This is a genomic window from Mesorhizobium sp. BR115XR7A, from assembly GCF_020165315.1.
GTDB classification, from domain to species: Bacteria; Pseudomonadota; Alphaproteobacteria; order Rhizobiales; family Rhizobiaceae; genus Mesorhizobium; species Mesorhizobium australicum.
In genome coordinates, this window is record NZ_JAIUHW010000003.1 from 354,856 (window position 1) to 379,970 (window position 25,115).

Genomic DNA, 25,115 nt, shown 5'->3' on the forward strand with positions numbered 1-25,115 from the left:
CGGGACCGGTTTCAGGAAGGATCATGCGCCGGTTAAAGTGTTGGAGCATCCTCCTTGCGCCAAGAACGCATGCCGCTCCAGCTGACCGCCGCCTAAATTCCTCCGATCGGCGTCAACAAGAGGATGCTAACCCAGGGTCAACCATTTGTGCAACATCGATATAACAGCCAGGACAGCAACTTGTCGGAATTGTCTGAATTTTGGACTCTCGGTCCGAAGGCCTTCTACGTCAGGAACGCCAAGGAGCGGCTCCAGAGCTGCGCGGCCGCCGTTGCATTGTAATCGGACAGTGCCGGGTCGGAAAAATAATGTCCCGCGTTTGGATAGCGGAAAACCTGCACATCCGCTCTCGCTGCCTCCGCGCTTTCCTGCCAGGCGCTGACGTCGGGCTCGGGGAACAGTGGATCGGTGTCCGCGACATGCAGTTGGATGGGCAAGCCGGGTCGTGTGTTGGCAGGCACGGTCGCCAAACCATGCAACAGCAGAACACCCGCTGCCAGCGGCCGCGACTCCCAGAATTCCGCCACCACGCCGGCTCCCATCGAGATACCCGCCAGCACCGCATCCCCCGGCGTCGAGGCCAGAGCCTCTCGCGCCTTCAGGCAGATGGCACCCCAGCCGATCCGCGCCTTGATCGCGAAACCTTCATCGAGATCATCCGTCGCCGCACCCTGATAGAGGTCTGGCAGTGCGACCGCATGGCCGCAGGCGCGAAGGCATTCCGCAAGATGACGCTCGATCGGGCGAAGGCCAAGAACCGAGTGAAACAGGATGACGTCCGCCATGCACCGGCCCCTAGGTCGCGCAGATCCAGACATTTTACCTGCCGGGACTTGCAGCCTCAAGGCACACCGCATCGGCTTCCATTTTCCCGGTGCGCCACTACCTTTGGGACGGCCAGGCCGACGAAATGGAGACACCATATGAAGCCGCGCATCATCTGCCACATGCTTGCCTCGCTCGACGGCAGCCTTCATCCGAGCCGCTATACTGAAAGCCCCGACGGCAGCCGGGCGGAGTGGTCGGGCCTCTATGAAAAGATCCACAAAGACCTCGAAGGTGACGCCTGGATCGTCGGCCGCGTCACCATGGCCGAGATGAGCAAGGCCGCCGCGCATCCGCCCGAGCATGTGGGCAAGGTCGATCGGCCGCATCATTTCGCGCGGCGCGACGCGGGCAGCTTTGCCGTGGCGCTCGATGCCTCGGGCAAGCTGCACTTCGCCAAACCCGATATCGGCGGCGACCATGTCGTGGTGCTGCTCGGGTATGATGTGGCCGACAGCCATCTGGCCGAGCTCGCCACTGACGGCGTGTCTTATATCGTGTCGCAAACGCCCGGCATCGATCTCGCCGCCATGCTGGACGTGCTCGGGCGTGAGTTCGGCATCCGCCGTCTGCTGCTCGAAGGCGGCGCCGGCATCAACGGCTCCTTCCTGGCGGCGGGGCTGGTCGATGAACTCAGCCTTCTCATTGCCCCCGCGCTCGACGCGCGGGCGGCAAACCAGGGCTTTGTCGAGTTCGGTGAAAGCGGCCTTGCCGACAAGGTGCGGTTGTCGCTCAAGGATTGCAAAGCCCTCGCGCATGGGCTCGTCCATTTGCGCTATGCCGTCACCCCGGGCTAAGGCCGCGTCTTGCGCGCCTCAGTATCGCATCGCGTCCAGATCGGCGATCAGCGTCGGGCCGGTCGGACGCCAGCCGAGCCGTGCCTGGGTCAGCGCGCTGGACGCCGGCAGGTCCATGGGGGCGAACATCGCCATCCAGCCGAAATGCTCCGCCGCCTTTTCCGGCGCGATCGAAACCACCGGCAGGTTCAGTCCCCGGCCAAGCGCCTCGGCGATCGCGCGCACCTCGACGCCTTCCTCGCCGACGGCGTGATAGCGCGCGCCGGGCTGTCGCTTTTCCACCGCGAGCCGGTAGAGACGCGCGGCGTCCGCGACATGGCCGGCCGAATAGCGGTTGCGGCCCTCGCCGACATAGGCCGAGATGCCCTTCTGGCGCGCGATCTCGATGAGCGGTGAAATGAGGCCTTGCTTGAGCGTGTTGTGGACCTGCGGCAGGCGCATCACCGACAGGTTGATGCCGGCCTCCAGCAACGCATTCCCGGCGAGTTCCGAGGCGATGCGCGGATTGGGGTGATCGGGGTTGAAGACATCCTCGACGGCCAGTTGGCCGTGGCCGGGACTGCCCATGCCGACGCCCGAGGTGATCACCAGCGGCCGGTCGGAGCCGGCGAGTGCCTGGCCGAGCGCGGCGATGACACGGCTGTCCTTTTCGCAATTCTCGGCGAACCGCGAAAAATCATGGTCGAACGCGGTGTGGATCACGGCTTCCGCCTCCGCCGCGCCGTCGCGCAGGCCTTGGGGATTCTCGAGGGTTCCCCGATACACCTCGGCGCCGGCGGCGGCCAACGCCTCGGCACCGGCATCGGAGCGGGTGACGCCGACGACCTGATGGCCGGCCTGAAGAAGTTCGGGAACGATGGCCGAACCGATGAAACCGGTCGCGCCGGTTAAAAAGATACGCATGCAAAATCTCCTGCACAGTTGCCTGCGTACTATCGCTGCTCTATTATTCCATTAAAGTAGTGATCTTATCATGGTATAATGGCTAACAGGATGTCCAACACTTCCGCCGGTTCGCTCGCAGCATTCCTGAAAGACAGACGCACCCGGCTCGACCCCTCATCGTTCGGCTTTTCCGGGCGCAGGCGCACGCCGGGACTGCGCCGGGAAGAGGTCGCGCAACGCGCCAACATCAGCCCGACCTGGTACACATGGCTGGAACAGGGACGCGGCGGCGCGCCTTCGGCCGACGTGCTGAACCGGATCGCCAAGGGCCTGCTGCTGACCGAGGCCGAGCGCGAACATCTTTTCATGCTGGGGCTCGGGCGCCCGCCCGAGGTCCGCTACATCGGCGCCGACGGCGTCAGCCCCAGGCTGCAGCGCCTTATCGACACGCTCGAGGCAAGCCCGGCCCTGATCAAGACGGCGACCTGGGATGTCGTCGCCTGGAACTGCGCCGCGCAAGTCGTGATGACCGATTACAGCACCTTGCCCGCTGGCCAGCGCAACATCCTGCGGTTTATGTTCCTGAGCCCCACCATCCGCGCCAAGCAGCACGATTGGGAGAACCTCGCCCGTTTCGTGGTCGGCGCGTTCCGGGCCGATGCGGCGCGCGCCGGCGCGGTGTCAGAGGTCGCCCAACTGGTGGAGGAGCTTTGCAGCGCCAGCCCGGAATTCGACGCGCTGTGGCGGGAAAACGACGTGCTCAGCCATGGCGACGGGACAAAGCGCCTGAAGCATCCCGAACTCGGCGACATCGAGCTGGAATATTCAGCCTTCGCGGTGGATGGCCGACCGGATCTGAGCCTGACCGTCTACAATCCGGTGGACAGCAAGGTCGCCGACCGGATCCGCGATCTCGCCCGGCGGCACAAGGAGCGAGAGGCGGACCTGTCGCGTTGACTCTGGATCCTATTGAAGGATCCCATTGAAGGATCCCATTGAAGGGGCGTTCGCACACCCGTTCAGCTTGCGCAAGGTCGGCATCCACCCACACAAATTCTGATTGTCAGGCAACGCATTTGCACGGTTGGCCCGCCGCCAGCCGGCAGCGGGCCAAGCGCCGCTACTGGATGATCTTGACGATCTTGCGGGTGCTTGGATCCACGATCACGGTCCGGTTGTCGACCACGGTGTAGCGATACTTGACGTTGGGGACTTCGTGGAGTTCGACGGTATCGGGCAAGGCCGTGCCGACGTTGAGTTCCACGCCGGGAAGCTTGACCGAAGCCAGCGGCTGCTTATGCACATACTCCTTGATCACTGTTTCCTGCTCGGGCTGGATGACGACGTCCTCGGCAGCGGCTGCGCCGACACCTGCGAGCAACAGAACCGCGGCTACGGCGGCAAGATCTTTTTTCATGAGTACCTCCATCTGAAACCTGCACAGCGCAACATTGTCACCGCGCTGCCGGATCGAACTTCAGGCATGATTGAATGTTCCAGGGCTTGGGCTTCGGTCCGGCCAGCACCAGACTTAGGTCCCATCGAAAAACGCAATAGTCCTGCCGGCGCCGCCGGCGGGAACGGCCGTCTTTCGCGCTCGTTGTTCGCTGCAAGTTCATCGCGGATACCTGACGGATGTCGGGCAGCACTGCGGGTGTGTTTTTTGCGAATTGGCGCAGCTACGTCCCTTCCTGCGCCAATAGGGTTCGCTCACTGCTTCAGGCGGTGAGCGAACCCTAAACCCTCGGCGTCAGCCGATAAGTGAGGAGGTTTAATGTTCAGCGACAAGGAAACCCGCCTTATGGAGGCGGCGCTGGTGATGGCGGTCCCGTTGTCGGCCTTGATCGCCGTCCTGCTCGTCAGCCTTACTTTGAACTGGTAGCAGCCCTTGCTGCCTTTATCGCCAATCGTGGGGTCGAGTTGAGGCCATGGGACAACAGATCCGTCCATACAATCCCAATCTGACCATGCTGGCCCGATCTGACTATGCTGGCTAGCCGCCAAAGGGAGGAGAATCGCGCCTTTGTCGCCGTGGAGCAAGGCGGACGGCACCGGCGCGCTTTCCGCTTTCGAGAAAGGAGCCCGGCCTGCTTTGGCGGAGGGCTCGGCACGTTGCGAGCAGGCCGGGCTATGCTCCGGCTGCCACACTTGGCGGAGGCTCGGGCCGGTGCAAAGGCAGGTTGTGCGTTTATCGCTCGACCCGCAACTCGGACTGAAGTCCTGCGAACCAGGCGCATTGGTCCCAAACATTGAACATAGTTTGCTGGCGCTCGTTGCCGAGAGGGACGCGTGAATTGGAGAAGAGCAATGCAGCTTGGTGAGATCATCGCCAACACCTTGGCCATCCTCTTGCTGGTCTGTTTTCTCGCCAGCACATTCTTCCTTTTCGGAAAGCCATTGTGGCCGGAGCAGCATGCCCGCATGATCATCATCGTGCCGGTTGACGCGATGGCGACAGCCTCGACCAGCCGCAGTGGCCCACCTGTGTTGCCAGGCACCTTCGACACCGGCCTTGCCCATCCAAGGCCGTCCTGATGGGCATCGGCGATGGTGAGCCGACCCTAGCCGGCGCTATCGAGCGCTGCTCGCGGCAAGCCTAGTCGAGCTTCTGGATGCGCCCTTTGTCGAGACGGAACACGCCATCGTTGCCGCCTTGTTGCTCGAAGTCGGTCTGCAGCTCATCCCAGATACCAAGATATCTGCCGCACTCGGCGCAACTGATCCGCGTCGATGGTGTCGCATCGGCCGGGATTTGCAGGCGGATGGTGCCGCAAAAGGGGCACTCCAATCGGTGATCGAGATATTCGCCAGGGCGCGTCTGTAGTAGCCTGCGCACAGCTTCCTCCTGGATTTGGGTGGAAGCAGGATGATCGCTCCCAAGCGCCCACGTGTCTTCGCGTCGCGGACGGCCTTTGACAAGTTACGCCAGCCATTGGCGGGGTCAATAAACAAAGACATGACTGCCAATCACCAGCCCAATCCTGGAAGCGTGGCGGCCGCGGCATCTCCAGGCAGACGCCTGACCCCGGCAGCGAATACAGCTTCACGAACGGCCCGGAACCAAACCACCCGGCAGCGGTTTCCCAATGGAAGGGACCGCAAACCACGGAAGCAGCAATGGAACTTTTGACCTTGGAACTTGCCAGGGCGAGGCAGCGACTTAACCGGGCGGAACTCGCCCTTGAACGCGCAAACGCGATGCTGGACGAAGACTGTGGCGTCGGTATCAATCTGCGGCTTTGTGACAGGATAAGATCCGCGCAACAACGCGTCGGCGAAGCGAAGGCTCGTCTTGTGAAGCTCGATCGCGCCAGCACGGATTCAGTTCACTCCGGCTGAAGCTTACGCGCCACCGAGAGAGCTTCCCGCCCGGACCCTCGTTCAGGCAATCGCAAGCTCAGCCTTGATCCAAATCCACCGGCAGTGGCCTTGCAAGTCTCATATCTTGCGCCGGGAACCGGTCGAGCGTTGGTCGCTGAGATGCGGGCGCCAGCCATGCACCCGGTCCCGCCCGGCGGCCTTGGCGCCGTAAAGCGCCTCGTCGGCGCGTCTCAGAAGATCGGCAATCTCCATCGCGGCGCCGTCCGCATCGAGGGTGCTCACCCCAATGCTGACCGTGACGATACCCTTTTCGCTGCCGGCATGCGCCATGGCAAGGTCGCGCACCTTGCTCCTGAGGGTCTCGGCGATGACGAAGGCGCCCCGGGCGTCGGTCTCCGGCAGGATGAGCGCGAACTCCTCGCCGCCGTAGCGGGCCGCCGCGTCGGCCGGACGGCGGGCAGTCGCCTGGATGCAGCGGCTCACGGCGCGCAGGCAATCATCGCCCGCCGGATGGCCGTAATGGTCGTTGAACCGCTTAAACCAGTCGACATCGATGATCACCAGGCTGAGCGGCGCCGCATTGCGCCTGGCGCGCGAGAATTCGCGCGCCAGCGCTTCATCGAAGGCGCGGCGCGTCCACAGTTCGGTCAGCCCGTCGCGGTGCGCCAGAAGGTTCAGCTTCTCGTTGACGGCCAGCAGTTCGGCCTCGACCTGCTTGGCCTCGGTGATGTCGGAAAACACGCTGAGGCTGCCGCCGTCGCCTGTCGGCCGGGTGCGTACGTCGAGCCAGCGGCCGTCGGCGAGCCGGACCTGGCGGTGGCTGACAAGCTTCTGCGAGGCCATGATGCCGTCGATCCAGCCCTCGACCGCGTCTGGCGGTGTGGTCCCCTCGCCGCGCGCCGCCGAGGCGCGCAGGATGTCGCGATAGTCGGCCCCGGGCACCCTCATCTCAGCCGTCTTAGGAAACATGGCGCGATACTGGTCGTTGCACAGCACCAGCCTGCCGTCCGGGTCGAACATCACCAGACCGTCGGCCATGTGTGTCAAGGCGTCTCCGAGCCGGACCCGACTTTCCGCCAGCTCGGTCTCGAGCTGCTTGCGCGCCGTGATGTCGCGATTGTGCGTGATCAGGCCGACGACGGCCCCGCTCCTGTCGCGAAAGGGCGCCTTCAAGGTCGCCAGCCAGCCTTCGGTTCCATCCTCGTGATGAAGGTGCTGTTCGATGGTGGACGAGACGCCCGACGCCAGCACGGCAAGCTCGTCCTCGCGGAAACCTTTCGCCGTCTCGCGCGGATAGAAGTCGAAGTCCGTCTTGCCGATCAGCGCCTTGGCGTCTGGCGCCTGCATCAGTTCGGCCGTTGCCGGATTGGCCGCGATGAACCGCCCGTCGAGGTCCTTGACGTTCAGGCAATCCGGCAGCGTCTCCACCACGGCCTTGTAGATGCGCCGCGACTGCAGCGCCTCGAGGCGCCGCCGCTCCTGGTAAAGCGTAAGCCCCGACAGCACCACCGAGACGAAGATGAGCAGGGAGGAAGGCAGCGCAACCTTCGGCAGGACTGTTTGCAGCACATCCCGCGGCAGGACGCTGAGGCCAAGCAGCGACGCCGCCGCTGCCGCCGCGCCGAGGGTCATGATGTCGACCATGGTGGGCCGGCGGCCCCTAAGGGCAAGGTTTCCGGCAACACCGACCAGCATGGCGGCCGCGATCCCCACCGCGCCGGCGAAGGCGCCGATGCCACCCTCGAAAGTCCGGAACGCACCGGCCATAACCCCGGCGACGACGCCGGCGACGGGACCGCCGAAGAAGCCGGCAACGGCAATCATCGTCGCCCTGAGATCGGCGAGCACGCCAGGCTGCAGCTGCATTGGTGTGAGCATCAGGATGATGGCTCCGGCGCCCATCAGCAGGCCGAAGGTCGCCGCCTTTACGGCGGGCGCCCAGCGGTCCAGCCACACATGGGTGTGGATCCAGACCGACACGAACATCGCCACGACCGCCAGATTGGCCAGCAATTCGGACCAGGGCGAACCCATTGGGCGCCTTTCCTGTTACCGGGCTTTCGCCGTACCGCCTCCTCGATAGACCCTCAATGACAACAAAGTGTTACATCAGGGATTGCCTTTGGTCGAAGGAGCCAGGCCGTCGCGCCCCCCCTCACCACCGCATCCCGTCGACAAAATCGATGAATGCCCGCAGCGGCGCTGGCGTCAGGCGGCGGCCGGGGTAGTAAAGGAACGGACCCGAGAATTCCTGCCACCAGGGCTCCAGCACGGGCTCGAGCCTGCCATCGTCGAAATAGGGGCGCAGCCAGTCCTCGAACAATGAGACGATACCGCCGCCGTCGACCGCCACGCTGACAGCGAGGTCCATCGCCGTGCCGGTGCTGACCAGCAGCGGGCCGGTCGGGTCGACGCTCACCGTCTCGCCGTTGCGTTCGAAGTCCCAGGGCGGCATGGAGCCGCTGGCGAAGCGGCCGCGCAGGCAGGCGTGATCGAGCAGGTCGCGTGGATGGCCGGGCCGGCCGCGCCGATCGAGATAGGCCGGTGCGGCGGCGGTGGCGAAGCGCTGCCGGCGGGGGCCAATCGGCACCGCGATCATGTCCTGCTCCAGCCGTTCGTCATAGCGGATGCCGGCATCGCAACCGCTCGCCAGTATGTCGACGAAACTGTCCTCGGCCGTTACTTCGACGCGGATGTCGGGATAGGCCGCGAGGAAGGGCGGCAGAAGGCGCGGCAGCACCAGTTTCGCCGCCACCACCGGCACGTTGAGCCGTAGCGTGCCGGCCGGACGGCCGCGAAACCCGTTGACCACGTCGAGCGCCGCCTCGACCTCGCCGAGCGCGGGACCGAGCCGCTCCAGCAGGCGCGCGCCGGCTTCGGTGGGGGCGACGCTGCGCGTGGTGCGGTTGAGGAGCCGCACGCCAAGCCCCGTTTCCAGCCGTCGCACCGTCTCGCTCAGGCTGGAGGCGCTGAAGCCGGTCGTCCGCGCCGCCTGCCGAAACCCGCCGGCGCGCGCCACCGCCATGAATGCCTGGAGGTCACCCAGATCCGTCGCCATTGTTCGCCTTTCCGCACAGCCTGTGCCGACTGCGCCATATTATCGCGCGGGCGGGGACTGTCTATATCGAGCCGATCCAAAGGAGATCGAGACCCATGACCGACATCAGCAAGGCCGGAACTTTCAAGCTCGGCGACCGCACCGTGAAGCGCCTGGGCTATGGCGCCATGCAACTGGCCGGACCCGGCGTCTTCGGCCCGCCGAAGGACCGCGATGCGGCGATCGCCGTGCTGCGCGAGGCCGTTGCCAGCGGCGTCGACCATATCGACACATCGGATTTCTATGGTCCGCACGTCACCAACCAGATCATCCGCGAGGCGCTGCACCCCTATCCCGCGGACCTCACCATCGTCACCAAGATCAGTGCGCGGCGCGGCGAGGATGCCTCGTGGATCCCGGCGATGTCGCCACAGGAACTGACGCAGGCCGTGCACGACAATCTGCGCAATCTCGGGCTGGACGTGATCGAGGTCGTGAACCTGCGCTCCATGCATGGCATCCACGGGCCCGCCGAAGGCTCGCTCGAGCCGCAACTCGAAACGCTCGCCGAACTGCAGCGCCAGGGGCTTGTGCGCCATATTGGCTTGAGCAATGTCACCCGCAAGCAGATCGCGCAGGGACGCGGCATGGCCGACATCGTCTGCGTGCAGAACCAATACAACATCGCGCATCGCCAGGACGACGCGCTGATCGACGAGCTTGCCGCCGACGGCATCGCCTATGTGCCGTTCTTCCCGCTCGGCGGCTTCACGCCGCTGCAGTCGAGCACGCTTGCCGACGTCGCGCAAAAACTCGGCGCCACCCCCATGCAGGTGGCGCTCGCCTGGCTGTTGCAGCGCTCGCCCAACATCCTGCTTATCCCCGGCACCTCGTCGGTCGGGCATCTCAGGGAGAACCTGGCGGCCGCAGAGCTTAAGCTGCCGCCGGATGCCGTCCAGGTCTTGAACGGCATAGCAGGCGAGACCGAGCAGGCCGCGTGACGCGTCGAAAGGCCCCGTTTGGCCGGCTTGCCGCCGGGGCCTCGATGCGGCCTCGGCGGCAGCTTGCTAAGCTGACGCTGCCCATGGCATCTGTCCGATACCACGGATCGACCCAAGCAGCATGGCTTCACGACCACCACCGCCCGGCAGGCCGCCACCCGGCAAGCCACGCAGCGCCGGCCCTCCTGGCGTCAGCCTGAACCGAGCGCTCTCAAAACTCGGCCTGTGCTCGCGCACGCAGGGCGAGGCGCTGATCGCGCAAGGCCGCGTGCGCGTCGGCGGCAAGGTGGTGCGCGATGCCGCGCTGCGCGTCGACATGAACCGCGACAGGATCGTCGTCGATGGCGTCGAGGTGGTTGCCGAGCGCAAGGTCTATCTCATGGTGAACAAGCCGCGCGGGCTGGTCACCACCCGCGACGACCCGCTCGAGCGCGACACCGTCTATGCCTGTCTCGAAGGGCTCGACCTGCCCTTCGTTTCGCCGGTCGGCCGGCTGGACAAGGCCAGCGAAGGCCTGCTTCTGATGACCAACGACACACGCTTCGCCAACCGGCTGATGGACCCGGCCTCGCACCTGCCCAAGACCTATCACGTGCAGGTCGCCACGGTGCCGGATGAAACGCTGCTGGACAAACTCCGCGCGGGCGCCACCATCGACGGCGAGACCTTGGCGGCCAATTCGATCGAATTCCTGCGCAGCGGCGGTCGCACGGCCTGGCTGGAGATCGTGCTCGACGAAGGCAAGAACCGCCACATCCGCCGCCTGCTCGCCGCTCATGGCATCGAGGTCAAGCGCCTGATCCGCGTCGCCATCGGCAGCCTGCCGCTCGGCGACCTCGCCAAGGGCGTGGCGCGGCACCTCACGCCGGAGGAACTGGCGCTGCTGGCGGGCTGAGTGGGCGGCGAAGCCACTATTCGACGTTGATGCTGACGACGGTCTGATGGGCATTGCCCATATAGGTGTGGACCGAAAACGTGACCTGGTCGCGCCCCTTGTATCCGGGGTTCGACCGGTAAAACCCCTTGATGCCGTCCACTTTGTGGGCATTGCATTTCCAGCGCTCGTTCGATTTGCTGAAACCGGTATAGAGCTTGGCATGCACGAGCCTGATCTTCCCGTGGCTTGGGCCCGCGACGATCCTGACATCGTTCGCGCCGGCACTGGAACAGTCGGCATTCAGGCTGGCATCCCTGAAAATATAGATCTCCTGTCCGGAGAGCGCCACCTTTCCATAGCTTTCCGCCGCCGCCGGCCAGGCGGCACATCCCAGAACCGCCAATGCCGTTATCGCACCTGTCGTCCGACGCTTCATTTCAACGATCCTCCTGCTTGTGCGATTTAGGGCAATTCCAGGAAAAGTGCGTAATGGTTTTCCGTCCGGAATTGCGTAAAACAAAGCGTTCGGGCGAGCACTACTCCACCTTGATGTTGGTGACGTATTTGAACGCGTCGCCGTCATAGGTGTGAACCGAGATCGTCACCTGATCCCAGCCCTTGAAGCCAGGGCTCGACCTGTAAAGCGCCTTGATGCCATTCACCTTGTGGGAATTGCATTTTGCCCGGTCGTTCGACTTGTTGTAATGCGTAAACACCCCGTCATGGACGAGTTTTACATTTCCGTGGCTTGGACCCGAGACCACCCTCACATCGTCCCTGCCCGCGCTGGAACAATCCACGTTCAGGCTCGCTCCGCCGAAGAAATAGACATCGTGGCCCGAAAGCGCTGTCTTTTGGGAGGTGAACATGCGGTTGGAAGCAGCCGCCGGATTGACCACAAAAGCCAGAAGCGCCAGGCCGGCCATGGTGCTTGTCGCGCGGTGAGACATTTTTTCCCCCGTTTCAGAAATTTCCCACCGGCGATTTTATGACGGCACAAATCCAGGCTCAAATCACGGAAACAGCCATACCAATCAATTCATGGTTATCAGAACAAAACCGAGTAAAGGCCCGGCGATCGCCCTTATCAACACTCTGCCGAATGAAATGGAGTATTCCTGTCGAAACAACGCCATGAAAATCGACAAGCCATAAACTTTGCCAAGAACAGATTGCCGATTGCGCTGTTTGACACCTGCCGATGATTTCTCCCTCGCGCCGTCCAGGAGTCGCTCAGGCCCGAATAGACCATCGCACCCCCCTCTCCTGACAGAAAGCTGTCAGGAGGCCTGCTTTATAGATTGATCGAAAGCTCGGCCCGGGCTTCAGTGACCAAGGAACCTAAGCGATGAATTTCGTCTCAGTCCGCATCATCACATCGGATGTCCAGCGCCTCGTGCGCTTCTACGGTGAGGTCACCGGCATGCCGGTGACGGTCTATACCGAAGACTTCGCCGAACTGGCGACGCCAGCCTGCACGCTGGCGATCGGCAGCACGCGCACCTTGATGCTGTTCGGCGGCGACATCGCCCGCCCCGCCGACAACCACACGGCCATCCTCGAATTCCGCGTCGGCGACGTCGATGCCGAATTCGCCCGGCTGTCCAACCTCATCAAGAACACGACCGTGCAGCAGCCGACCACCATGCCCTGGGGAAACCGCTCGCTGCTGTTCCGCGACCCCGACGGCAATCTGGTGAATTTCTTCCAGCCCGTCACCGCCGAGGCGATCCGGAAGTTTGACAGATAGAGACGGTCGGGATTGGCTAGGGTTTGGGAATTGCCGAAGCCTCCCCGCGTTCGTCATCCCAGGGCGGAGCAGCCGCGAAAGCGGCGTCGCGGAGACCCTGGGATCCATGCCGCGATGCTGGCCGTGGAGTGCAGCGGAGCAGATTCCGCGCCGTGGCCGCGCTCGGAGGTCGCGGCATGGATCCTCGGGTCTGCGCCGCGTCGCTACGCTCCTTGCTCCGCCCGTGGATGACGAAAAGACGGCGCTTCCGCGCCGAGCCGGTGCCCGCCCTACTTCCCGTTCCACTTGCGCACGACCGGCTCGCCGAAATCATGCTCGTAGCCGAGCACGCTGATGCTGGCCGTGTCGAGCACGAACAGCGCCCCGCCTTCCGGCGGCAGGCCGAGCCAGCGGGCGGCCAGCACGCGCAGGAAGTGCGCGCTGGAAAAGATCAGTATGTCGGCATTGGCCTTGCGCAGGCGCTCGATGATCCTGTCGGCGCGGGTGCCGACATCGGCCGCCACCTCGCCTTGCGGACAGCCGTCGCGAAACACTGTCCAGCCCGGCCGCTCGGCCAGGATCTCTTTCGTCGTGCGCCCTTCATAGGCGCCGTAGTCCCACTCCTGCAGATCGTCCCCCTTGACGCTTGTCGCGCCAAAGCCGGCAAGCACGCTGGTGTTGTAGGCGCGCTGCGAGGGGCTCGACCAGACGGCTGAGAACGACAGGCCTTCCAACCGCTCCGCAACACCCCGCGCGGCCGCCTCGCCGGCCGGCGTCAGCGGCATGTCGGTGCGCCCGGTATGCTGCCCCGAAAGGCTCCATGCCGTCTCGCCATGCCGGACCAGATGGATTTGGGGGAACGCACTGCTCATGGGCTGCCTTTCGATGTCGGCGGCACCTTAGAGGACGATGCGGCAAAGGGGAATCCGGGGTACTGGCGAAACCCTCGCCTGGCCCTGATTCCCGCCGCATTGGCACAATGATTGAGCGCGCGGCATAACTATCTCTGCTGGATAGTCATCAGGCACGACAGGCAACACCATCATGTACAAACATCTGCTCATCGCCACCGACGGTTCTGACCTGGCCGGCAAGGGTGTCGCCCAGGGCCTCACACTGGCCAAGGGCATCGGCGCCGCCGTCACCTTCGTTACCGTCTCGGAACAATTCCCGATCTTCGCCTGGGGCGGCGCCATGGCCGGCTATGCCGCCGGCGACGAGCTGGTCACCTATCAGGAGGAAGCGCGCCGCCATGGCAAGGAAGTGCTCGACAAATGCAAGGCATCCGCCGATGCCGCCGGCGTGTCCGCCACGCTGATCCATGTCGAGGACAAAAGGCCGGCCGAAGCGATCCTGGAACTGTCGCGGGCGCAAGGCTGCGACCTGATCGTCATGGCCTCGCACGGCCGCCGTGGCCTCGGCAGGCTGCTTCTGGGCAGCCAGACGGCGGAAGTGCTGTCCTACACCGAGATCCCGGTGCTGGTGGTGCGGTAGCGGCCGCAACCCGATATTTTCAAGCTGGCGCCATCGGTCAGCGCGGTTTCACCGGTGCGGCTTCATTCGCCAAGGCATATTCAACCCGTGGCGGATGCCCGAAGAGCTGTTTGTAGGCGCGGCTGAAGGCGGCTTCGGACTCGTAGCCGATGCGCAAGCCGATTTCACCCACGCGTGCGTCTCGCCTGGCCAGCAGATTGCGGGCCAGGCCCAGCCGCCATTCATTCTGGTAGCGCAGCGGCGAGCGCCCGACGAGCGCGGCGAAGCGCTCGCAGAAGCTGGATCGGGACATGCCGGCCTTGTCGGCCAGTTCATCGATGCTCCACCGCTGCAGCGGCCTTTCGTGGATGGCCTTCAGGGAACGGGCGATGCGGGCGTCTGAAAGGCCGCCGAGCCAGCCCGTGGCGCGTCCTTCATGGACCCAACTGCGCAAGGTGCGGATGACCATGAGATCGATGATGCGGGAAATCATCAAAGCCGCCCCGGGCTGGGCGTCGCTGGTTTCGACCATCAGGAAAGGCAGCATTCCATCGACCCACCCTGCCCCCTGGGCACGCTCGATATGGATGCATCGCGGCAAGGCGAAGATCATTCCCCGCAGGCTGTCAGGATCGAACCAGAAGCGGCAGGCGACGATCGCCACCTGCGGATGCGACGCCACCAGCCGCAACGTGCCGGGACCGCGAGGCAGGAGCACGAGGTCGCCGGCCTCTATGACGACAGGGGCCTGATCCCCACTCTCCATGCGCAGCGCGCCGACGGTCACCACGACGATATGGGCTTGGCCCTCGTCGAGATCGAGTTGCTCCGCCTGTGCCAGCGTGCGTGAGAAAACCTCGTCGCCGGTAAGCCTGATCTGCGCCAGCACATGCGAGAGAAGGTCCCCGGAGACACCGGCACGCGGCCCTCCATCCGGAAGAATGGTCAAATTTTCAGGCGATTCCATCATGGATGCGGCCGGCCGGCTCCCCTACATTCCTCACGAGGATAGCGCATTTTCATGCTGATTATGCGCCGTATTTTGCTTGGATCAAAACCATTCCCGCAGCCAAGGCTGCGAGAACGGGCTGTTCCAATCATCCAACCCGGCGGACGTGGTTCCAAGTCGATCAAGCGGGTCCATCGCCATCCAACCAACGAGACAGGAAATTCCAATGAGCACTCAAACCATCCAGGCGCCCGGCGCCGCATCGCAGTGGCTGAAATCCTATTATTTCCTCCGGGCCGGCTTTTCGGTCGCCTGGGTGGCGGCCGCCTTCACCCTTGGCAAAAGCGCGCCGCCGGTCTCCGCGCTACTCCTGGTCGCCTACCCCTTGTGGGACGCTGTCGCCAATATTCTGGACGCGCAGCGCAGCGGCGGCCTGAAAGCCAATCCCAGCCAGGCGCTCAACGCGGTGGTCAGCACGATCACTGCCATTGCCGTCGTCATCGCACTCGGACAGGGCCCGCACGCGGTTCTGGCGGTGTTCGGTGCGTGGGCGGTTCTCGCCGGCCTGTTCCAGCTTGCGACCGGCGTGCGCCGTTGGCGGGCAGGCGCGCAATGGGCGATGGTGCTGAGCGGTGCGCAGTCAGCGCTGGCCGGTAGCTTCTTCATCAAACAGGCAATCGGCACCGCGACGCCTGGCATCACCGACATCGCGCCCTATGCCGCGTTCGGCGCCTTCTATTTCCTCGTCTCGGCCGTATGGCTGGCCGTCACGCAGGCACGCAAGCCCACGTAAAGGCCTGGGACTGGTTGCCGCGGCGGCCTTCGCTCAAACCACTTCCAGCACCTTGCCCGTGTCGTGCTGGCGCACGAAATCGACGCGGCCGCCGTCCCAGTGGTAGCTGTAGTGGCGGCCCTGAACCGGGACACCGATGGCGTCGGGCCAGAAGATGCCGATGCACTCCCCATCGGGCATGCGCACGCTGTTCCACACCAACCCGTCGCTGCCGGCGGCCCGCAGCGCCCGCCCTTCCGCCTGCGACGCCGTGTAGTCGTCGGGATCGAGCACGCCGGGCACGGCGTTGACGTCGTCGAGGTCGCGATCGACGCTGCCGATCAGCACGCGGAAATCGGCCGTCCAGCCGGGCGCCTCGTTGGTGGCGCGCATGAATTTCTGGTGATGGTGGATGGTTTCGGCCAGCGCCACGTCCTCGCTGTCGCCGGCATAGTAGATGCCGTAGCTGCCGTCCGAAAAACGGCCGGGCCGAAGGACGGAACAATGCACGAAAGGCGCCATGACGAAACTGGCGCCGGGACCGGAAACCCGCCTTGCGGCCGGCACCTTGCCGAGATCGCCGAGCTCCAGCCGGATGCGCGGATTGGTCTTCTCCTCGACGGCGGCGAGCGCCTCCCAGTCGCGTGGATCGGCGATGTCTTCGAAGAGATCGATCGGCGGATGGATGGAGCGGATGATGCGATAGGTCTGGGGCCAGTGGACGCGGCGCCGGACCGCGAGCCCACTCACCATGCACCACGCTCCGCATCGAGCCATTCGCGCATCGCCGCGAGATCGGAAATGTCGCCGCGCAGCATCACGTCGAGCGCCGACTGCCCGCCAAAGGTGGCATTGGGCTTGCGTATCCAGGCATAGCCGCGCGCCGGCTCGGTGAAGAGGTAGCGCAGCCCCTTGTGGATGCCCATCAGATGCGCCATGCGGGTGCGCAGGTCGCGGTCGATCCGGCCGATGCCGCCCTCCTTCCAGCGCGCCCAGGTGCGCGCCGAAATGCCGCCAAGCAGGACGCAGGCCTCGAAGTCGGTGAGGTTCCAGGCCTTGAACAGGTTGACCGTGGTGCGCGCCAAAGCGCCTGCCTCTTCATCCGAAATGGCTGAGCCGACCGTGGCCGGTGTGGCGGTGATGGCTTGAAGCTGCATGTTTAGACCTCGGTAATTGGCAGATATATAGCACGTATATGCCAATTGGCAAGGCGGGGAGCCATTGCCAGTGAAGACCGCACTGATGGCGATTAGATGGTCCGAACAATATTGCATCAACAATTACGGTCGAATTTCCCGGTAGTTGGATTTCCAACTAAGGTCGCGCGTGCCCCTAAACGGTCCTTGGCGCGGTTCCGCGACCCGTGACAAACCGCAAGATCGGTCGAGCGCGTCATGTCCGCATACGCTTTAGCTGGTGCTGCCACGGAGAACGGAATGATGAAGGCGGCGCTTCAAAACTACCATGCCCGGATGCAGAGAGTGTTGGATCATATCGACCAGCATTTGAACGGCAATCTGGACCTGGATGCTTTGAGCGGCATCGCGGCATTTTCCAAATACCATTTCCACCGGCAGTTCACGGCGACCTTCGGGCTGTCCGTGCATCGCTATGTCCAGCTTGCCCGCATGAAGCGCGCTTCATACCGGCTGGCCTTCAGGGATGCCGAAAGCGTCACTGACATAGCAATGGATGCCGGTTACGATGCACCGGACGCCTTCGCCCGCGCCTTTCGGCAACGGTTCGGGCAGTCTCCTTCATCGTTCCGGAAGTCGCCCGACTGGGCACCGTGGCTTGCGGCCTTCGGGCCTATGGACAATGCGAGGAGCAAGCTCATGCACATTACCTATGACCACGACGACGTGACGATCCGCGATGTGCCCCCGACGCCGGTGGCGATCATGGAACATCGAGGCGACCGGGCGACACTCGGCGACACCATTCAGCGGTTCATCGCCTGGCGCAAGGCCGCCGGCCTGTCGCCGGAGACGAGCCCGACCTTCAACGTCTTCCGTTCCGAGAGGATCCCCGCCAACCCAGCCGATTACAGCATGGACCTGTGTGTCGGGACTGACCTGCCGATCGACGCTGATGACGGGCAGATGATGGCTGGCGTGATCCCCGGCGGACGTTGCGCGGTGTTGCGCGTCGTCCACAATACCAACAACCTGGAGCCAGCCGCGCTCTACCTTTATCGCGACTGGCTTCCTGCCAGCGGCGAGGAAGCGCGTGACTTCCCGATCTATTGCCAACGGCACTTTTCGATGTTCCCGAATGTGCCGGTGCCTGATGTGGTCTGCGAATTGTTTCTGCCGCTGAAATAGAGCCTTCTGACGGGACCTGTCCCTTCTGACCGGGCCGGCGTTGCGCCGGCCCGAAAGTCCTGCACTACTCCGCCGCCTCGTACCCCGCGATGCCCTTGATCTCGAGGAAATCCTCGAGCCCGTATTCGGCGTATTCGCGGCCGTTGCCCGACTGCTTGTAGCCGCCGAAGGGCAGGCCGGCGTCCCATTGGGGATAGTTGATGTAGACATTGCCCGAGCGCATGCGGGCCGCGACCTCGCGCGCCTTCTGTAGGTCCTTGGCCTGGATGTAGGAGGCAAGGCCGTAGACGGTGTCGTTGGCCTGCTCGACAGCCTGCTCGACCGTGTCGTAGGGCAGGATCGCCAACACCGGCCCGAAAACCTCCTCGCGCGCGATGCGCATGTCGTGGGTGACGTCGGCGAACACGGTCGGCCTGACATAGTAGCCGCGATTGAGTTCGGCAGGGCGGCCGGGGCCGCCGGCGACCAGCGTGGCACCCTCGTCGATGCCGCTCTGGATCAGGTCCTGGATCTTGTCGAACTGGACCTGGCTGACGACGGGGCCGAGCTTGGTGTTGGCGCCGTCGGCTGGACCGACCGTGAACTTTTCCGCCGCCGTCCTGGCATATCCCGCGGCCTCGTCGTGGCGGTCGCGCGGCACGAACATGCGGGTCGGCGCGTTGCAGGACTGGCCGCTGTTGCTGAAGCAGCCGGCGACGCCCTTGCTGACGGCGGTGGCGAGGTCGACATCCGGGAACAGGATGTTGGCCGACTTGCCGCCAAGCTCCTGATGCACGCGCTTGACGGTGTCGGCGGCGGCCTTGGCCACCAATATGCCGGCTCGCGTCGAACCGGTGAACGACATCATGTCGATGTCGGGATGGCTGGACAGCGCCTGGCCGACGCCAGGGCCGTCGCCATTGACGAGGTTGAACACGCCCTTCGGCACGCCGGCCTCGTCGATGATCTCGGCGAAGATGATGGCATCGAGCGGCGCGATTTCCGACGGCTTCAGCACCATGGTGCAGCCGGCGGCGAGTGCCGGACCGACCTTGCAGGTGATCTGGTTCAGCGGCCAGTTCCAGGGCGTGATCAGGCCGACGACGCCGATCGGCTCCTTGACCACGAGATGGTTGCCCTTGACGTGGCGGAACTGGAAATTCTTCAGCGTCTCGGCCATTTTGGCCAGATGCGTCAGGCCGATGCCGACCTGGCTGTCGAGCGCCATCTGGCGCGGCGCGCCCATCTCGCGCGACACGGCGACCGCCAGGTCCTTGCTGCGCTTCTTGTAGACCTCGATGACGCGGTTGAGGATGTCGAGGCGCTCCTCGACCGAGGTGAAGCCATATGTGTTGAAGGCGCGCTTGGCGGCGGCCACCGCCTTATCGACATCGGCCCTGGAGCCGAGCGAAATCCGCGCGAAAGCGTCCTCGTTCGATGGATCGATTACGTCGAGCGTGTTGGGCACGACAGGATCGACCCACGCGCCATCGATGTAGAACTGCAGATCGTGTGACATGGTCTCTCCTTGGGGTGCCGCATGGCCGGTCAGGCCGTGATATCTGGATAGAAATAACGATGCGCAAACGGCGCTGTCAAACGCAACCCCCGAACTGGTTGAGCCAACGCGCCACTGGTTGAGCCAGACGGCTGGACCAGCGATGAGCGGACTATAGCAGCGTATGCCCGGCTTCGCCCAGCAAGCCTCTTGCCGCGGGCTCGTCTGCCGCTTTCACCAGCAGGTGGTCGCCATCGAAGGTCGATACCAGGAAGATGCCCAGCCCGTTTTCCGACAGCGGCCTGATGACGGACAGCACGATGCCGGTTTCGTCGAACGCGAACGGCCCCTGCAATTTGAAGGCGACCCAGTCGCGGTCATGCGTGACGGCATCGGGCACGCGATCCTGAAGGCAGGTGATCGAGAGCTCGTCGTCGGTCCTGGTGATGCTGACGAAACCTGGTCCGTCCGCCCAGCCGGGGATCCCGTCAGCGGCTTGAAGCCGGGAAATCGCATAGAGCCCGGGCAGTTGTTTCAGCGTTATCCTCGCAGCCATCGTGGCGCTCCGATCGTCATTCCAACCTCTTGCTCATATAGACCGTCACGCCATTCATGAACGGCTCTTCCCGGTCGACCGTATAGCCGTGCCGCTTGTAGAGCGACACGTTGGCTTCGAAGGCGCCGTTGGTCAACAGGCGAAGCCCGTTGCGGCCCGCCTCGCGCGCCTTGATTTCCGCACGCTCCAGCAGGAGCCGGCCGATACCCCTGCCCTGCGCTTCCGGCGCGACGCAGACGTTCTCGATCCACAGGTGATCGTCGGCCAGCGTGGTCTCGATCATGCCGACGATGCGGCTGTCCTCGACGGCGAGGTCGAACGGATGCTCGGCGACGGCCTTTTCGTAGTCGGCGCGCATCGGCAGCGGCTCGCGGCCGATCACCGGCACCCATTTGGCATAGGCGGCACGCACGATGTCGCGGATGGCGGCGGCATCGGCGGGTTCGGCCGGCCGAAACCGGATGGCAGACTCGATGGTCATGACAGTGCTCCAGGCATGAAAAACCCCGCCGGCTGTTGTCGCGGGCGGGGCTTGAAACGAGCGAACCGGATTTATCCTGCCGGCCTTTGTCGTCGCGCAATCAGCGTACCGCTCCGCGCTGGGCGGAAGCGGCGTCGCTTGGCGATGACGGGCGCGGGAACGAACATGGCGGCAAGCTGGAGCAGCAACGGTCCCGCGTCAAGACACCGCCTCGGCCTGTCATTGGGCCAAACCGTCGGCAACGCCTTGGCCTGATACGGCTGGGACCCTCAGCGATCGATCCTCGCCGCCTGTTGCGGGGAGTATCGTTCTCCCTGGACGGCAATCGCCGAGACCGCGTTCTCGATATCGCGAAGATCGTCCGCTGTCAGGGCAACGGCGAGAGATCCGATGTTTTCCTCAAGGCGGTTTAGCTTGGTCGTGCCTGGGATCGGAACGATCCAGGGCTTGCGCGCCAGCAGCCAGGCAAGCGCGACCTGTGCCGATGTCGCGTTCTTGTCAGCCGCGATCGCGACGATGGCGTCGACCAGTGCCTGGTTTGCCTGGCGGGCTTCCTCCGTGAACCGCGGAACGCTGTTGCGGAAATCGTTGGCATCGAACGTCGTCCCGGCGTTGATGGCGCCGGTGAGGAAACCCTTGCCCAGCGGACTGAAAGGCACGAAGCCGATTCCCAGTTCCTCGAGGACCGGCAGGATCGCCTCCTCGGGTTCACGCCACCAGAGTGAATATTCGCTCTGAAGCGCGGCGACCGGCTGCACCGCATGAGCGCGGCGGATGGTGCGCACCCCCGCTTCCGAGAGGCCGAAATGCTTCACCTTGCCCTTGGCTGATCAAGTCCTTCACCACGCCAGCCACCTCTTCGATCGGCACGACCGGATCGACACGATGCTGGTAGAGAAGATCGATGTAGTCCGTCCTCAGCCGCTTGAGAGAGGCCTCGACGACGTCGCGAATATGCTGCGGCCGGCTGTCCATGCCCTGGTGTCCGGCCGCACCGGCGATGTCGATGCCGAATTTGGTGGCGATCACCACCTGGTCGCGGATTGGCTGCAACGCCTCGCCGACGACCTCTTCGTTCCTGAACGGTCCGTAGACCTCCGCCGTGTCGAAGAAGGTGACACCGCGCTCGAATGCCGCCCGGATCAGACGGACTGCATCCGGCGTCTCCATCGGCTGCCCATAGGACTGGCTCATGCCCATGCAGCCCAGGCCGATGGCCGAGACTTCGAGGCCGCTGTTTCCAAGTGTGCGCTTTTGCATCGTCACTGTCCCTTCTTCTCGGCGTCGGCCTGTTCGAAGACCTTGCGGGCGATGCCGATCGCAGTGCTTGCCGGCGGCCATCCTGCATAGAAGGCAAGATGCGTGATGGCCTCGATGAGCTCGTCCGGTGTCACCCCATTCTCGAGCGCCCGCTTCATGTGGAAGGGCATCTCGTTGATCTGGTATCCCGAGACCAGGCTGGCGACGGTGACGAGGCTGCGGTCGCGCGGCGAGAGGCCGGGGCGTTTCCAGACGTCGCCGAAAAGCACCTCGTCGGTATAGGTGCCGAGTGCTGGAGCGATGTCGGAAAACGGGCTTTTGGGAGGCGCTGGGGCATCGGTCATGAGGGTCTCCTTCTTGTGCTATCGGTGGGTGCGCGGCCTGGTCGGTCAAATCCCGTATTGTTCGTCGGTGACATGCTCCATCCAGTCGACGACCTTGCCGTCGAGCGCTTCGGCAATGGCGATATGGCTCATCGCCGTTGTCGGCGACGCCCCATGCCAATGCTTTTCGCCGGGCGCGAACCAGATGATGTCGCCGGGACGGATCTGTTGGATCGGCCCGCCTTCGCGCTGCACCAGCCCCGCGCCCGACAGAACGATAAGTGTCTGGCCGAGCGGGTGCGTGTGCCAGGCCGTGCGCGCGCCGGGTTCGAAGGTCACGGTGGCCCCGCCGACGCGCGCGGGGTCGCTGCCCTTGAAGGGTGCATCGATGCGCACCGCCCCGGTGAAATATTCGGCGGGTCCCTTCGCCGAGTGCTGCGAGCCGCTTCGTGTGATCTCCACGTTTTCCGTCCTTTCGTGATGCCGGGAGGACATTGCCGCCAAACCAGCAGCGCCGGCTTGTCCGGCTGATTGCAATCTATTTAGGGGCTGCGATGGTCACGAGTAGCTGCTATATCCGGCATGTACTTATGAGAGAAATTCATCAATGCCACGCGACAATCTGAATGAGTTGACCGCCTTCCTCGCCGTCGCGCGCGAGAAGAGCTTCACCAGGGCGGCGGCCAAGCTTGGCGTATCCCAATCGGCGCTCAGCCATGCCTTGCGCACGTTGGAAGAGCGGCTGGGCGTCCGGCTTTTGACCCGCACCACGCGCAGTGTCTCGCCGACCGAAGCCGGCGAACGCCTGGTCCGCACCGTCGGACCGAGGCTCGACGAGATCGAGAGTGAGCTCGCCGCCTTGAGCGCATTGCGAGAAAAGCCCGCCGGGACCATCCGCATCACCGCTGGCGAACATTCGGCCGACACGGTCCTGTGGCCGGCCATCGCCCGGCTGTTGCCGCAATATCCCGACATCCGGGTCGAGATCGTCGTCGACTACGGCCTGACCGACATCGTCGCCGGGCGTTATGACGCCGGCGTACGGCTGGGTGAACAGGTGGCGCGAGACATGATCGCGGTGCGCATCGGTCCCGACATGCGCATGGCGGTGGTCGGCTCGCCGGCCTATTTCGCAAGCCGGCCGAAGCCGCGCACGCCGCAGGACCTGACCGATCACAATTGCATCAACCTGCGCCTGCCGACCTATGGCGGGCTCTATGCCTGGGAATTCGAGAAGGCCGGACGCGAGCTGAAGGTGCGCGTCGACGGCCAGTTGATCTTCAACACGGCGGGGCTGCGCATGAATGCCGTGTTGGCCGGCGTCGGCCTCGCCTATCTCCCGGAGGATCAAGTGACGGCGCATCTCGCCGATGGCCGTTTGTTGCGGCTCATAGCCGACTGGTGCCCGCCGTTTCCCGGCTACCACCTCTACTATCCCAGCCGCCGCCAGGCGACGCCCGCCTTTACGCTGCTGGTCGATGCGCTGCGTTATCGCGGCTAGCCTACGGGTCCAGGGAACCAATTCAGCCGGACAGCGTTCACGGTGGTTAAATGGAACCTTGCGCATGACGGACCTGTCGAACAGTTCGACACTCGATCTATCCCATCAAATCCTCGATAATCTTCCTGTCGCCATCTACACGACCGATAGCGAAGGCAGGATCACCTATTTCAACCGGGCCGCGGCCGATTTTGCCGGGCGCGAGCCCGAGCTCGGAAAAGACCAGTGGTGCGTAACGCACAAGCTGTTCACGACCGACGGGCAGGTGTTGCCGCACGACCAATGCCCGATGGCCGTTGCGTTGCGGGAGAACCGGCCGGTCAGAAACCAGTCGGCCATCTCGCAGCGTCCCGACGGCACGCGCGTGCCCTTCCTTCCCTATCCCACGCCGCTCCATGACGACCAAGGCAGGCTGGTCGGGGCCGTCAACATGCTGTTCGACCTCACCGACCGGCATCTTGCCGACGAGGCCAGGCATCATCTGTCGGCCATCGTGGAATCCTCCTTCGATGCAATCGTCAGCAAGGATTTGAACGGCGTCATCAAGAGCTGGAACTCAGGCGCCCAGCGCCTGTTCGGTTACACCGCCGACGAAGCGGTCGGCAGGTCCGTGACGATGCTGATACCCGATGACCATCTGGACGAGGAGCCGCGCATATTGGAGCGCATCCGCAAAGGCGAGCGGGTCGAGACCTACGAGACCATCCGCCGCCGCAAGGACGGCAGCCTAGTGCCCGTGTCCCTGACGATCTCGCCCGTACGCAATGCTGTCGGCCGGATCATCGGCGCCTCCAAGATCGCCCGCGACATCTCGATAGCCAAGGAGAGCGAATATCGCATCCGCATGCTGATGCGCGAGGTCAACCATCGGGTCAAGAACCAGTATTCCGTCATCATCTCTATGATCCGCGAGACCAGCAAGAGGTCCTCGACACCGGCGGAGTTCGAACGCCAGGTGCGCGAGCGCATCATGGCGCTGTCGCTCTCGCACGACCTGCTGGTGTCCGGCGACTGGCGAGGCGCGACGATTTTCGAGCTGCTCCTGGCACAAGCCAAACCGTTCGGCAACGAGGAACGGATTTCCATGGCTGGCCCTTCCCTGACGCTGAACCCCAATGCCGTCCAGTATCTCGGCATCGCCTTTCATGAACTGGCGACCAATTCCGCCAAATATGGCGTGCTTTCGGCCGCCGAGGGAACGATATCGGTGCAATGGAAGGTGAGCCAGGCAGGCGCCCTGAAACGGTTCCAGCTGATCTGGAAAGAGCGCGATGGTCCTCAGGTGCAGAACATCGGCCATGGCGGTTTCGGCACCGTCGTGCTCCAGCGCGTCGCTCCAGCAGCTGTAAGTGGCACCGGCATTCTCGAATATGACAGCCACGGCGTCACCTGGACCCTTGAAGCCCCCTTGTTGCAGCTCGAAGCCTCGGTCGACAGCGAGCACGTCGACCCACAGGCGATCGACGAGGTGATCGGCGGACCGGAGTTCGAAGTCCTTCCCTGATGCCGCACTCGCATTCCGGCATC

29 protein-coding genes and 1 pseudogene are annotated in these 25,115 nt (G+C 64.1%); 12 read left to right on the plus strand and 18 right to left on the minus strand.

Translation table 11 applies throughout. The features are described from left to right. Positions 1-224: 224 nt before the first annotated feature. Complete coding sequence (locus tag LB557_RS08655; protein WP_224643346.1) at positions 225-785, minus strand: dienelactone hydrolase family protein; 561 nt, start codon at positions 783-785, stop codon at positions 225-227. 138 nt (positions 786-923) lie between these two features. Here LB557_RS08655 and LB557_RS08660 point away from each other — a divergent pair, with 138 nt between their 5' ends. Further along, positions 924-1,622 (plus strand): RibD family protein, encoded by a 699-nt coding sequence (locus LB557_RS08660; protein ID WP_224643347.1) that lies wholly within the window; start codon positions 924-926, stop codon positions 1,620-1,622. Positions 1,623-1,640: 18 nt separating this feature from the next. On the opposite strand, the gene LB557_RS08665 is transcribed toward LB557_RS08660, so the two are convergent. Continuing rightward, positions 1,641-2,525 (minus strand): SDR family oxidoreductase, encoded by an 885-nt coding sequence (locus LB557_RS08665; protein ID WP_224643348.1) that lies wholly within the window; start codon positions 2,523-2,525, stop codon positions 1,641-1,643. Positions 2,526-2,615: 90 nt separating this feature from the next. Between LB557_RS08665 and LB557_RS08670 the strand changes: the two genes are divergently transcribed. Next, complete coding sequence (locus LB557_RS08670) at positions 2,616-3,464, plus strand: helix-turn-helix transcriptional regulator (RefSeq protein WP_224643349.1); 849 nt, start codon at positions 2,616-2,618, stop codon at positions 3,462-3,464. A 163-nt stretch (positions 3,465-3,627) separates the two neighbouring features. Here the strand turns inward: LB557_RS08670 and LB557_RS08675 are convergent, their stop codons facing one another. Next, entirely contained in the window at positions 3,628-3,924 is a 297-nt protein-coding gene (locus tag LB557_RS08675; RefSeq protein ID WP_140716509.1) for a DUF1236 domain-containing protein, read from the minus strand. Between the two features lie 890 nt (positions 3,925-4,814). On the opposite strand from LB557_RS08675, the gene LB557_RS08680 reads away from it, so the two are divergent. Next, a complete protein-coding gene (locus tag LB557_RS08680; RefSeq protein WP_015316800.1) occupies positions 4,815-5,042 on the plus strand; it encodes a hypothetical protein in 228 nt (75 codons plus the stop codon). 61 nt (positions 5,043-5,103) lie between these two features. On the opposite strand, the gene LB557_RS08685 is transcribed toward LB557_RS08680, so the two are convergent. Then, entirely contained in the window at positions 5,104-5,343 is a 240-nt protein-coding gene (locus LB557_RS08685; RefSeq protein WP_015316799.1) for a hypothetical protein, read from the minus strand. Between the two features lie 281 nt (positions 5,344-5,624). Between LB557_RS08685 and LB557_RS08690 the strand changes: the two genes are divergently transcribed. Next, entirely contained in the window at positions 5,625-5,846 is a 222-nt protein-coding gene (locus tag LB557_RS08690) for a hypothetical protein (protein WP_015316798.1), read from the plus strand. A gap of 99 nt (positions 5,847-5,945) precedes the next feature. On the opposite strand, the gene LB557_RS08695 is transcribed toward LB557_RS08690, so the two are convergent. Next, entirely contained in the window at positions 5,946-7,862 is a 1,917-nt protein-coding gene (locus tag LB557_RS08695) for a diguanylate cyclase (RefSeq protein WP_140788380.1), read from the minus strand. Between the two features lie 121 nt (positions 7,863-7,983). Then, a complete protein-coding gene (locus LB557_RS08700) occupies positions 7,984-8,886 on the minus strand; it encodes a LysR family transcriptional regulator (RefSeq protein ID WP_140716513.1) in 903 nt (300 codons plus the stop codon). Between the two features lie 95 nt (positions 8,887-8,981). Between LB557_RS08700 and LB557_RS08705 the strand changes: the two genes are divergently transcribed. Beyond that, positions 8,982-9,866: an aldo/keto reductase family oxidoreductase gene (locus tag LB557_RS08705; protein ID WP_224643350.1), complete on the plus strand. Its 885-nt coding sequence runs from the start codon at positions 8,982-8,984 to the stop codon at positions 9,864-9,866. 121 nt (positions 9,867-9,987) lie between these two features. Next, positions 9,988-10,761, plus strand: a complete 774-nt coding sequence (locus LB557_RS08710) for a pseudouridine synthase (RefSeq protein ID WP_224597035.1) — start codon at positions 9,988-9,990, stop codon at positions 10,759-10,761. Positions 10,762-10,777: 16 nt separating this feature from the next. Here LB557_RS08710 and LB557_RS08715 read toward each other — a convergent pair whose 3' ends face one another. Together LB557_RS08715 and LB557_RS08720 are read right to left on the minus strand one after the other, a co-directional pair. Continuing rightward, positions 10,778-11,179 (minus strand): hypothetical protein, encoded by a 402-nt coding sequence (locus LB557_RS08715; RefSeq protein ID WP_015316793.1) that lies wholly within the window; start codon positions 11,177-11,179, stop codon positions 10,778-10,780. A 100-nt stretch (positions 11,180-11,279) separates the two neighbouring features. Further along, entirely contained in the window at positions 11,280-11,693 is a 414-nt protein-coding gene (locus tag LB557_RS08720) for a hypothetical protein (protein ID WP_140876502.1), read from the minus strand. Positions 11,694-12,091: 398 nt separating this feature from the next. Here LB557_RS08720 and LB557_RS08725 point away from each other — a divergent pair, with 398 nt between their 5' ends. Continuing rightward, positions 12,092-12,493: a VOC family protein gene (locus LB557_RS08725; RefSeq protein ID WP_140876504.1), complete on the plus strand. Its 402-nt coding sequence runs from the start codon at positions 12,092-12,094 to the stop codon at positions 12,491-12,493. 269 nt (positions 12,494-12,762) lie between these two features. On the opposite strand, the gene LB557_RS08730 is transcribed toward LB557_RS08725, so the two are convergent. Further along, on the minus strand, positions 12,763-13,344 hold the full coding sequence (locus LB557_RS08730; RefSeq protein WP_224643351.1) for a histidine phosphatase family protein: 582 nt from the start codon (positions 13,342-13,344) through the stop codon (positions 12,763-12,765). A 172-nt stretch (positions 13,345-13,516) separates the two neighbouring features. Between LB557_RS08730 and LB557_RS08735 the strand changes: the two genes are divergently transcribed. After that, positions 13,517-13,966, plus strand: a complete 450-nt coding sequence (locus tag LB557_RS08735; protein ID WP_224643352.1) for a universal stress protein — start codon at positions 13,517-13,519, stop codon at positions 13,964-13,966. Between the two features lie 37 nt (positions 13,967-14,003). Here LB557_RS08735 and LB557_RS08740 read toward each other — a convergent pair whose 3' ends face one another. Continuing rightward, a complete protein-coding gene (locus LB557_RS08740) occupies positions 14,004-14,915 on the minus strand; it encodes an AraC family transcriptional regulator (protein WP_224643353.1) in 912 nt (303 codons plus the stop codon). 205 nt (positions 14,916-15,120) lie between these two features. On the opposite strand from LB557_RS08740, the gene LB557_RS08745 reads away from it, so the two are divergent. After that, positions 15,121-15,687 (plus strand): DUF308 domain-containing protein, encoded by a 567-nt coding sequence (locus LB557_RS08745; RefSeq protein WP_140788364.1) that lies wholly within the window; start codon positions 15,121-15,123, stop codon positions 15,685-15,687. Between the two features lie 33 nt (positions 15,688-15,720). Here LB557_RS08745 and LB557_RS08750 read toward each other — a convergent pair whose 3' ends face one another. Continuing rightward, positions 15,721-16,419 (minus strand): RES family NAD+ phosphorylase, encoded by a 699-nt coding sequence (locus LB557_RS08750; RefSeq protein ID WP_140663555.1) that lies wholly within the window; start codon positions 16,417-16,419, stop codon positions 15,721-15,723. Continuing rightward, positions 16,413-16,823, minus strand: a complete 411-nt coding sequence (locus LB557_RS08755; protein ID WP_015316785.1) for an MbcA/ParS/Xre antitoxin family protein — start codon at positions 16,821-16,823, stop codon at positions 16,413-16,415. The genes LB557_RS08750 and LB557_RS08755 overlap by 7 nt, the downstream gene beginning before the upstream one ends. Positions 16,824-17,105: 282 nt before the next feature. On the opposite strand from LB557_RS08755, the gene LB557_RS08760 reads away from it, so the two are divergent. Further along, positions 17,106-17,990 (plus strand): GyrI-like domain-containing protein, encoded by an 885-nt coding sequence (locus tag LB557_RS08760; protein ID WP_140618069.1) that lies wholly within the window; start codon positions 17,106-17,108, stop codon positions 17,988-17,990. A 64-nt stretch (positions 17,991-18,054) separates the two neighbouring features. Here LB557_RS08760 and LB557_RS08765 read toward each other — a convergent pair whose 3' ends face one another. From LB557_RS08765 to LB557_RS08790, 6 genes and pseudogenes are all read right to left on the minus strand, one after another. Continuing rightward, positions 18,055-19,488 carry an aldehyde dehydrogenase family protein gene (locus LB557_RS08765; protein WP_224643354.1) on the minus strand — a complete coding sequence of 478 codons (1,434 nt, stop codon included), beginning with the start codon at positions 19,486-19,488 and terminating at the stop codon, positions 18,055-18,057. 151 nt (positions 19,489-19,639) lie between these two features. Continuing rightward, positions 19,640-20,023 (minus strand): ACT domain-containing protein, encoded by a 384-nt coding sequence (locus LB557_RS08770; protein WP_224643355.1) that lies wholly within the window; start codon positions 20,021-20,023, stop codon positions 19,640-19,642. Positions 20,024-20,039: 16 nt separating this feature from the next. After that, a complete protein-coding gene (locus tag LB557_RS08775; RefSeq protein ID WP_224643356.1) occupies positions 20,040-20,504 on the minus strand; it encodes a GNAT family N-acetyltransferase in 465 nt (154 codons plus the stop codon). 269 nt (positions 20,505-20,773) lie between these two features. Beyond that, a pseudogene (locus LB557_RS08780) lies at positions 20,774-21,764 on the minus strand (aldo/keto reductase). A gap of 2 nt (positions 21,765-21,766) precedes the next feature. Next, positions 21,767-22,108 carry a carboxymuconolactone decarboxylase family protein gene (locus LB557_RS08785; RefSeq protein WP_141906931.1) on the minus strand — a complete coding sequence of 114 codons (342 nt, stop codon included), beginning with the start codon at positions 22,106-22,108 and terminating at the stop codon, positions 21,767-21,769. Between the two features lie 45 nt (positions 22,109-22,153). Further along, positions 22,154-22,549 (minus strand): cupin domain-containing protein, encoded by a 396-nt coding sequence (locus tag LB557_RS08790; protein WP_224643357.1) that lies wholly within the window; start codon positions 22,547-22,549, stop codon positions 22,154-22,156. 145 nt (positions 22,550-22,694) lie between these two features. On the opposite strand from LB557_RS08790, the gene LB557_RS08795 reads away from it, so the two are divergent. Both LB557_RS08795 and LB557_RS08800 read left to right on the plus strand, forming a co-directional pair. Next, positions 22,695-23,588 (plus strand): LysR family transcriptional regulator, encoded by an 894-nt coding sequence (locus tag LB557_RS08795; RefSeq protein ID WP_224643358.1) that lies wholly within the window; start codon positions 22,695-22,697, stop codon positions 23,586-23,588. A gap of 64 nt (positions 23,589-23,652) precedes the next feature. Beyond that, on the plus strand, positions 23,653-25,092 hold the full coding sequence (locus tag LB557_RS08800) for a PAS domain S-box protein (protein ID WP_224643359.1): 1,440 nt from the start codon (positions 23,653-23,655) through the stop codon (positions 25,090-25,092). The last annotated feature ends 23 nt before the right edge of the window (positions 25,093-25,115 follow it).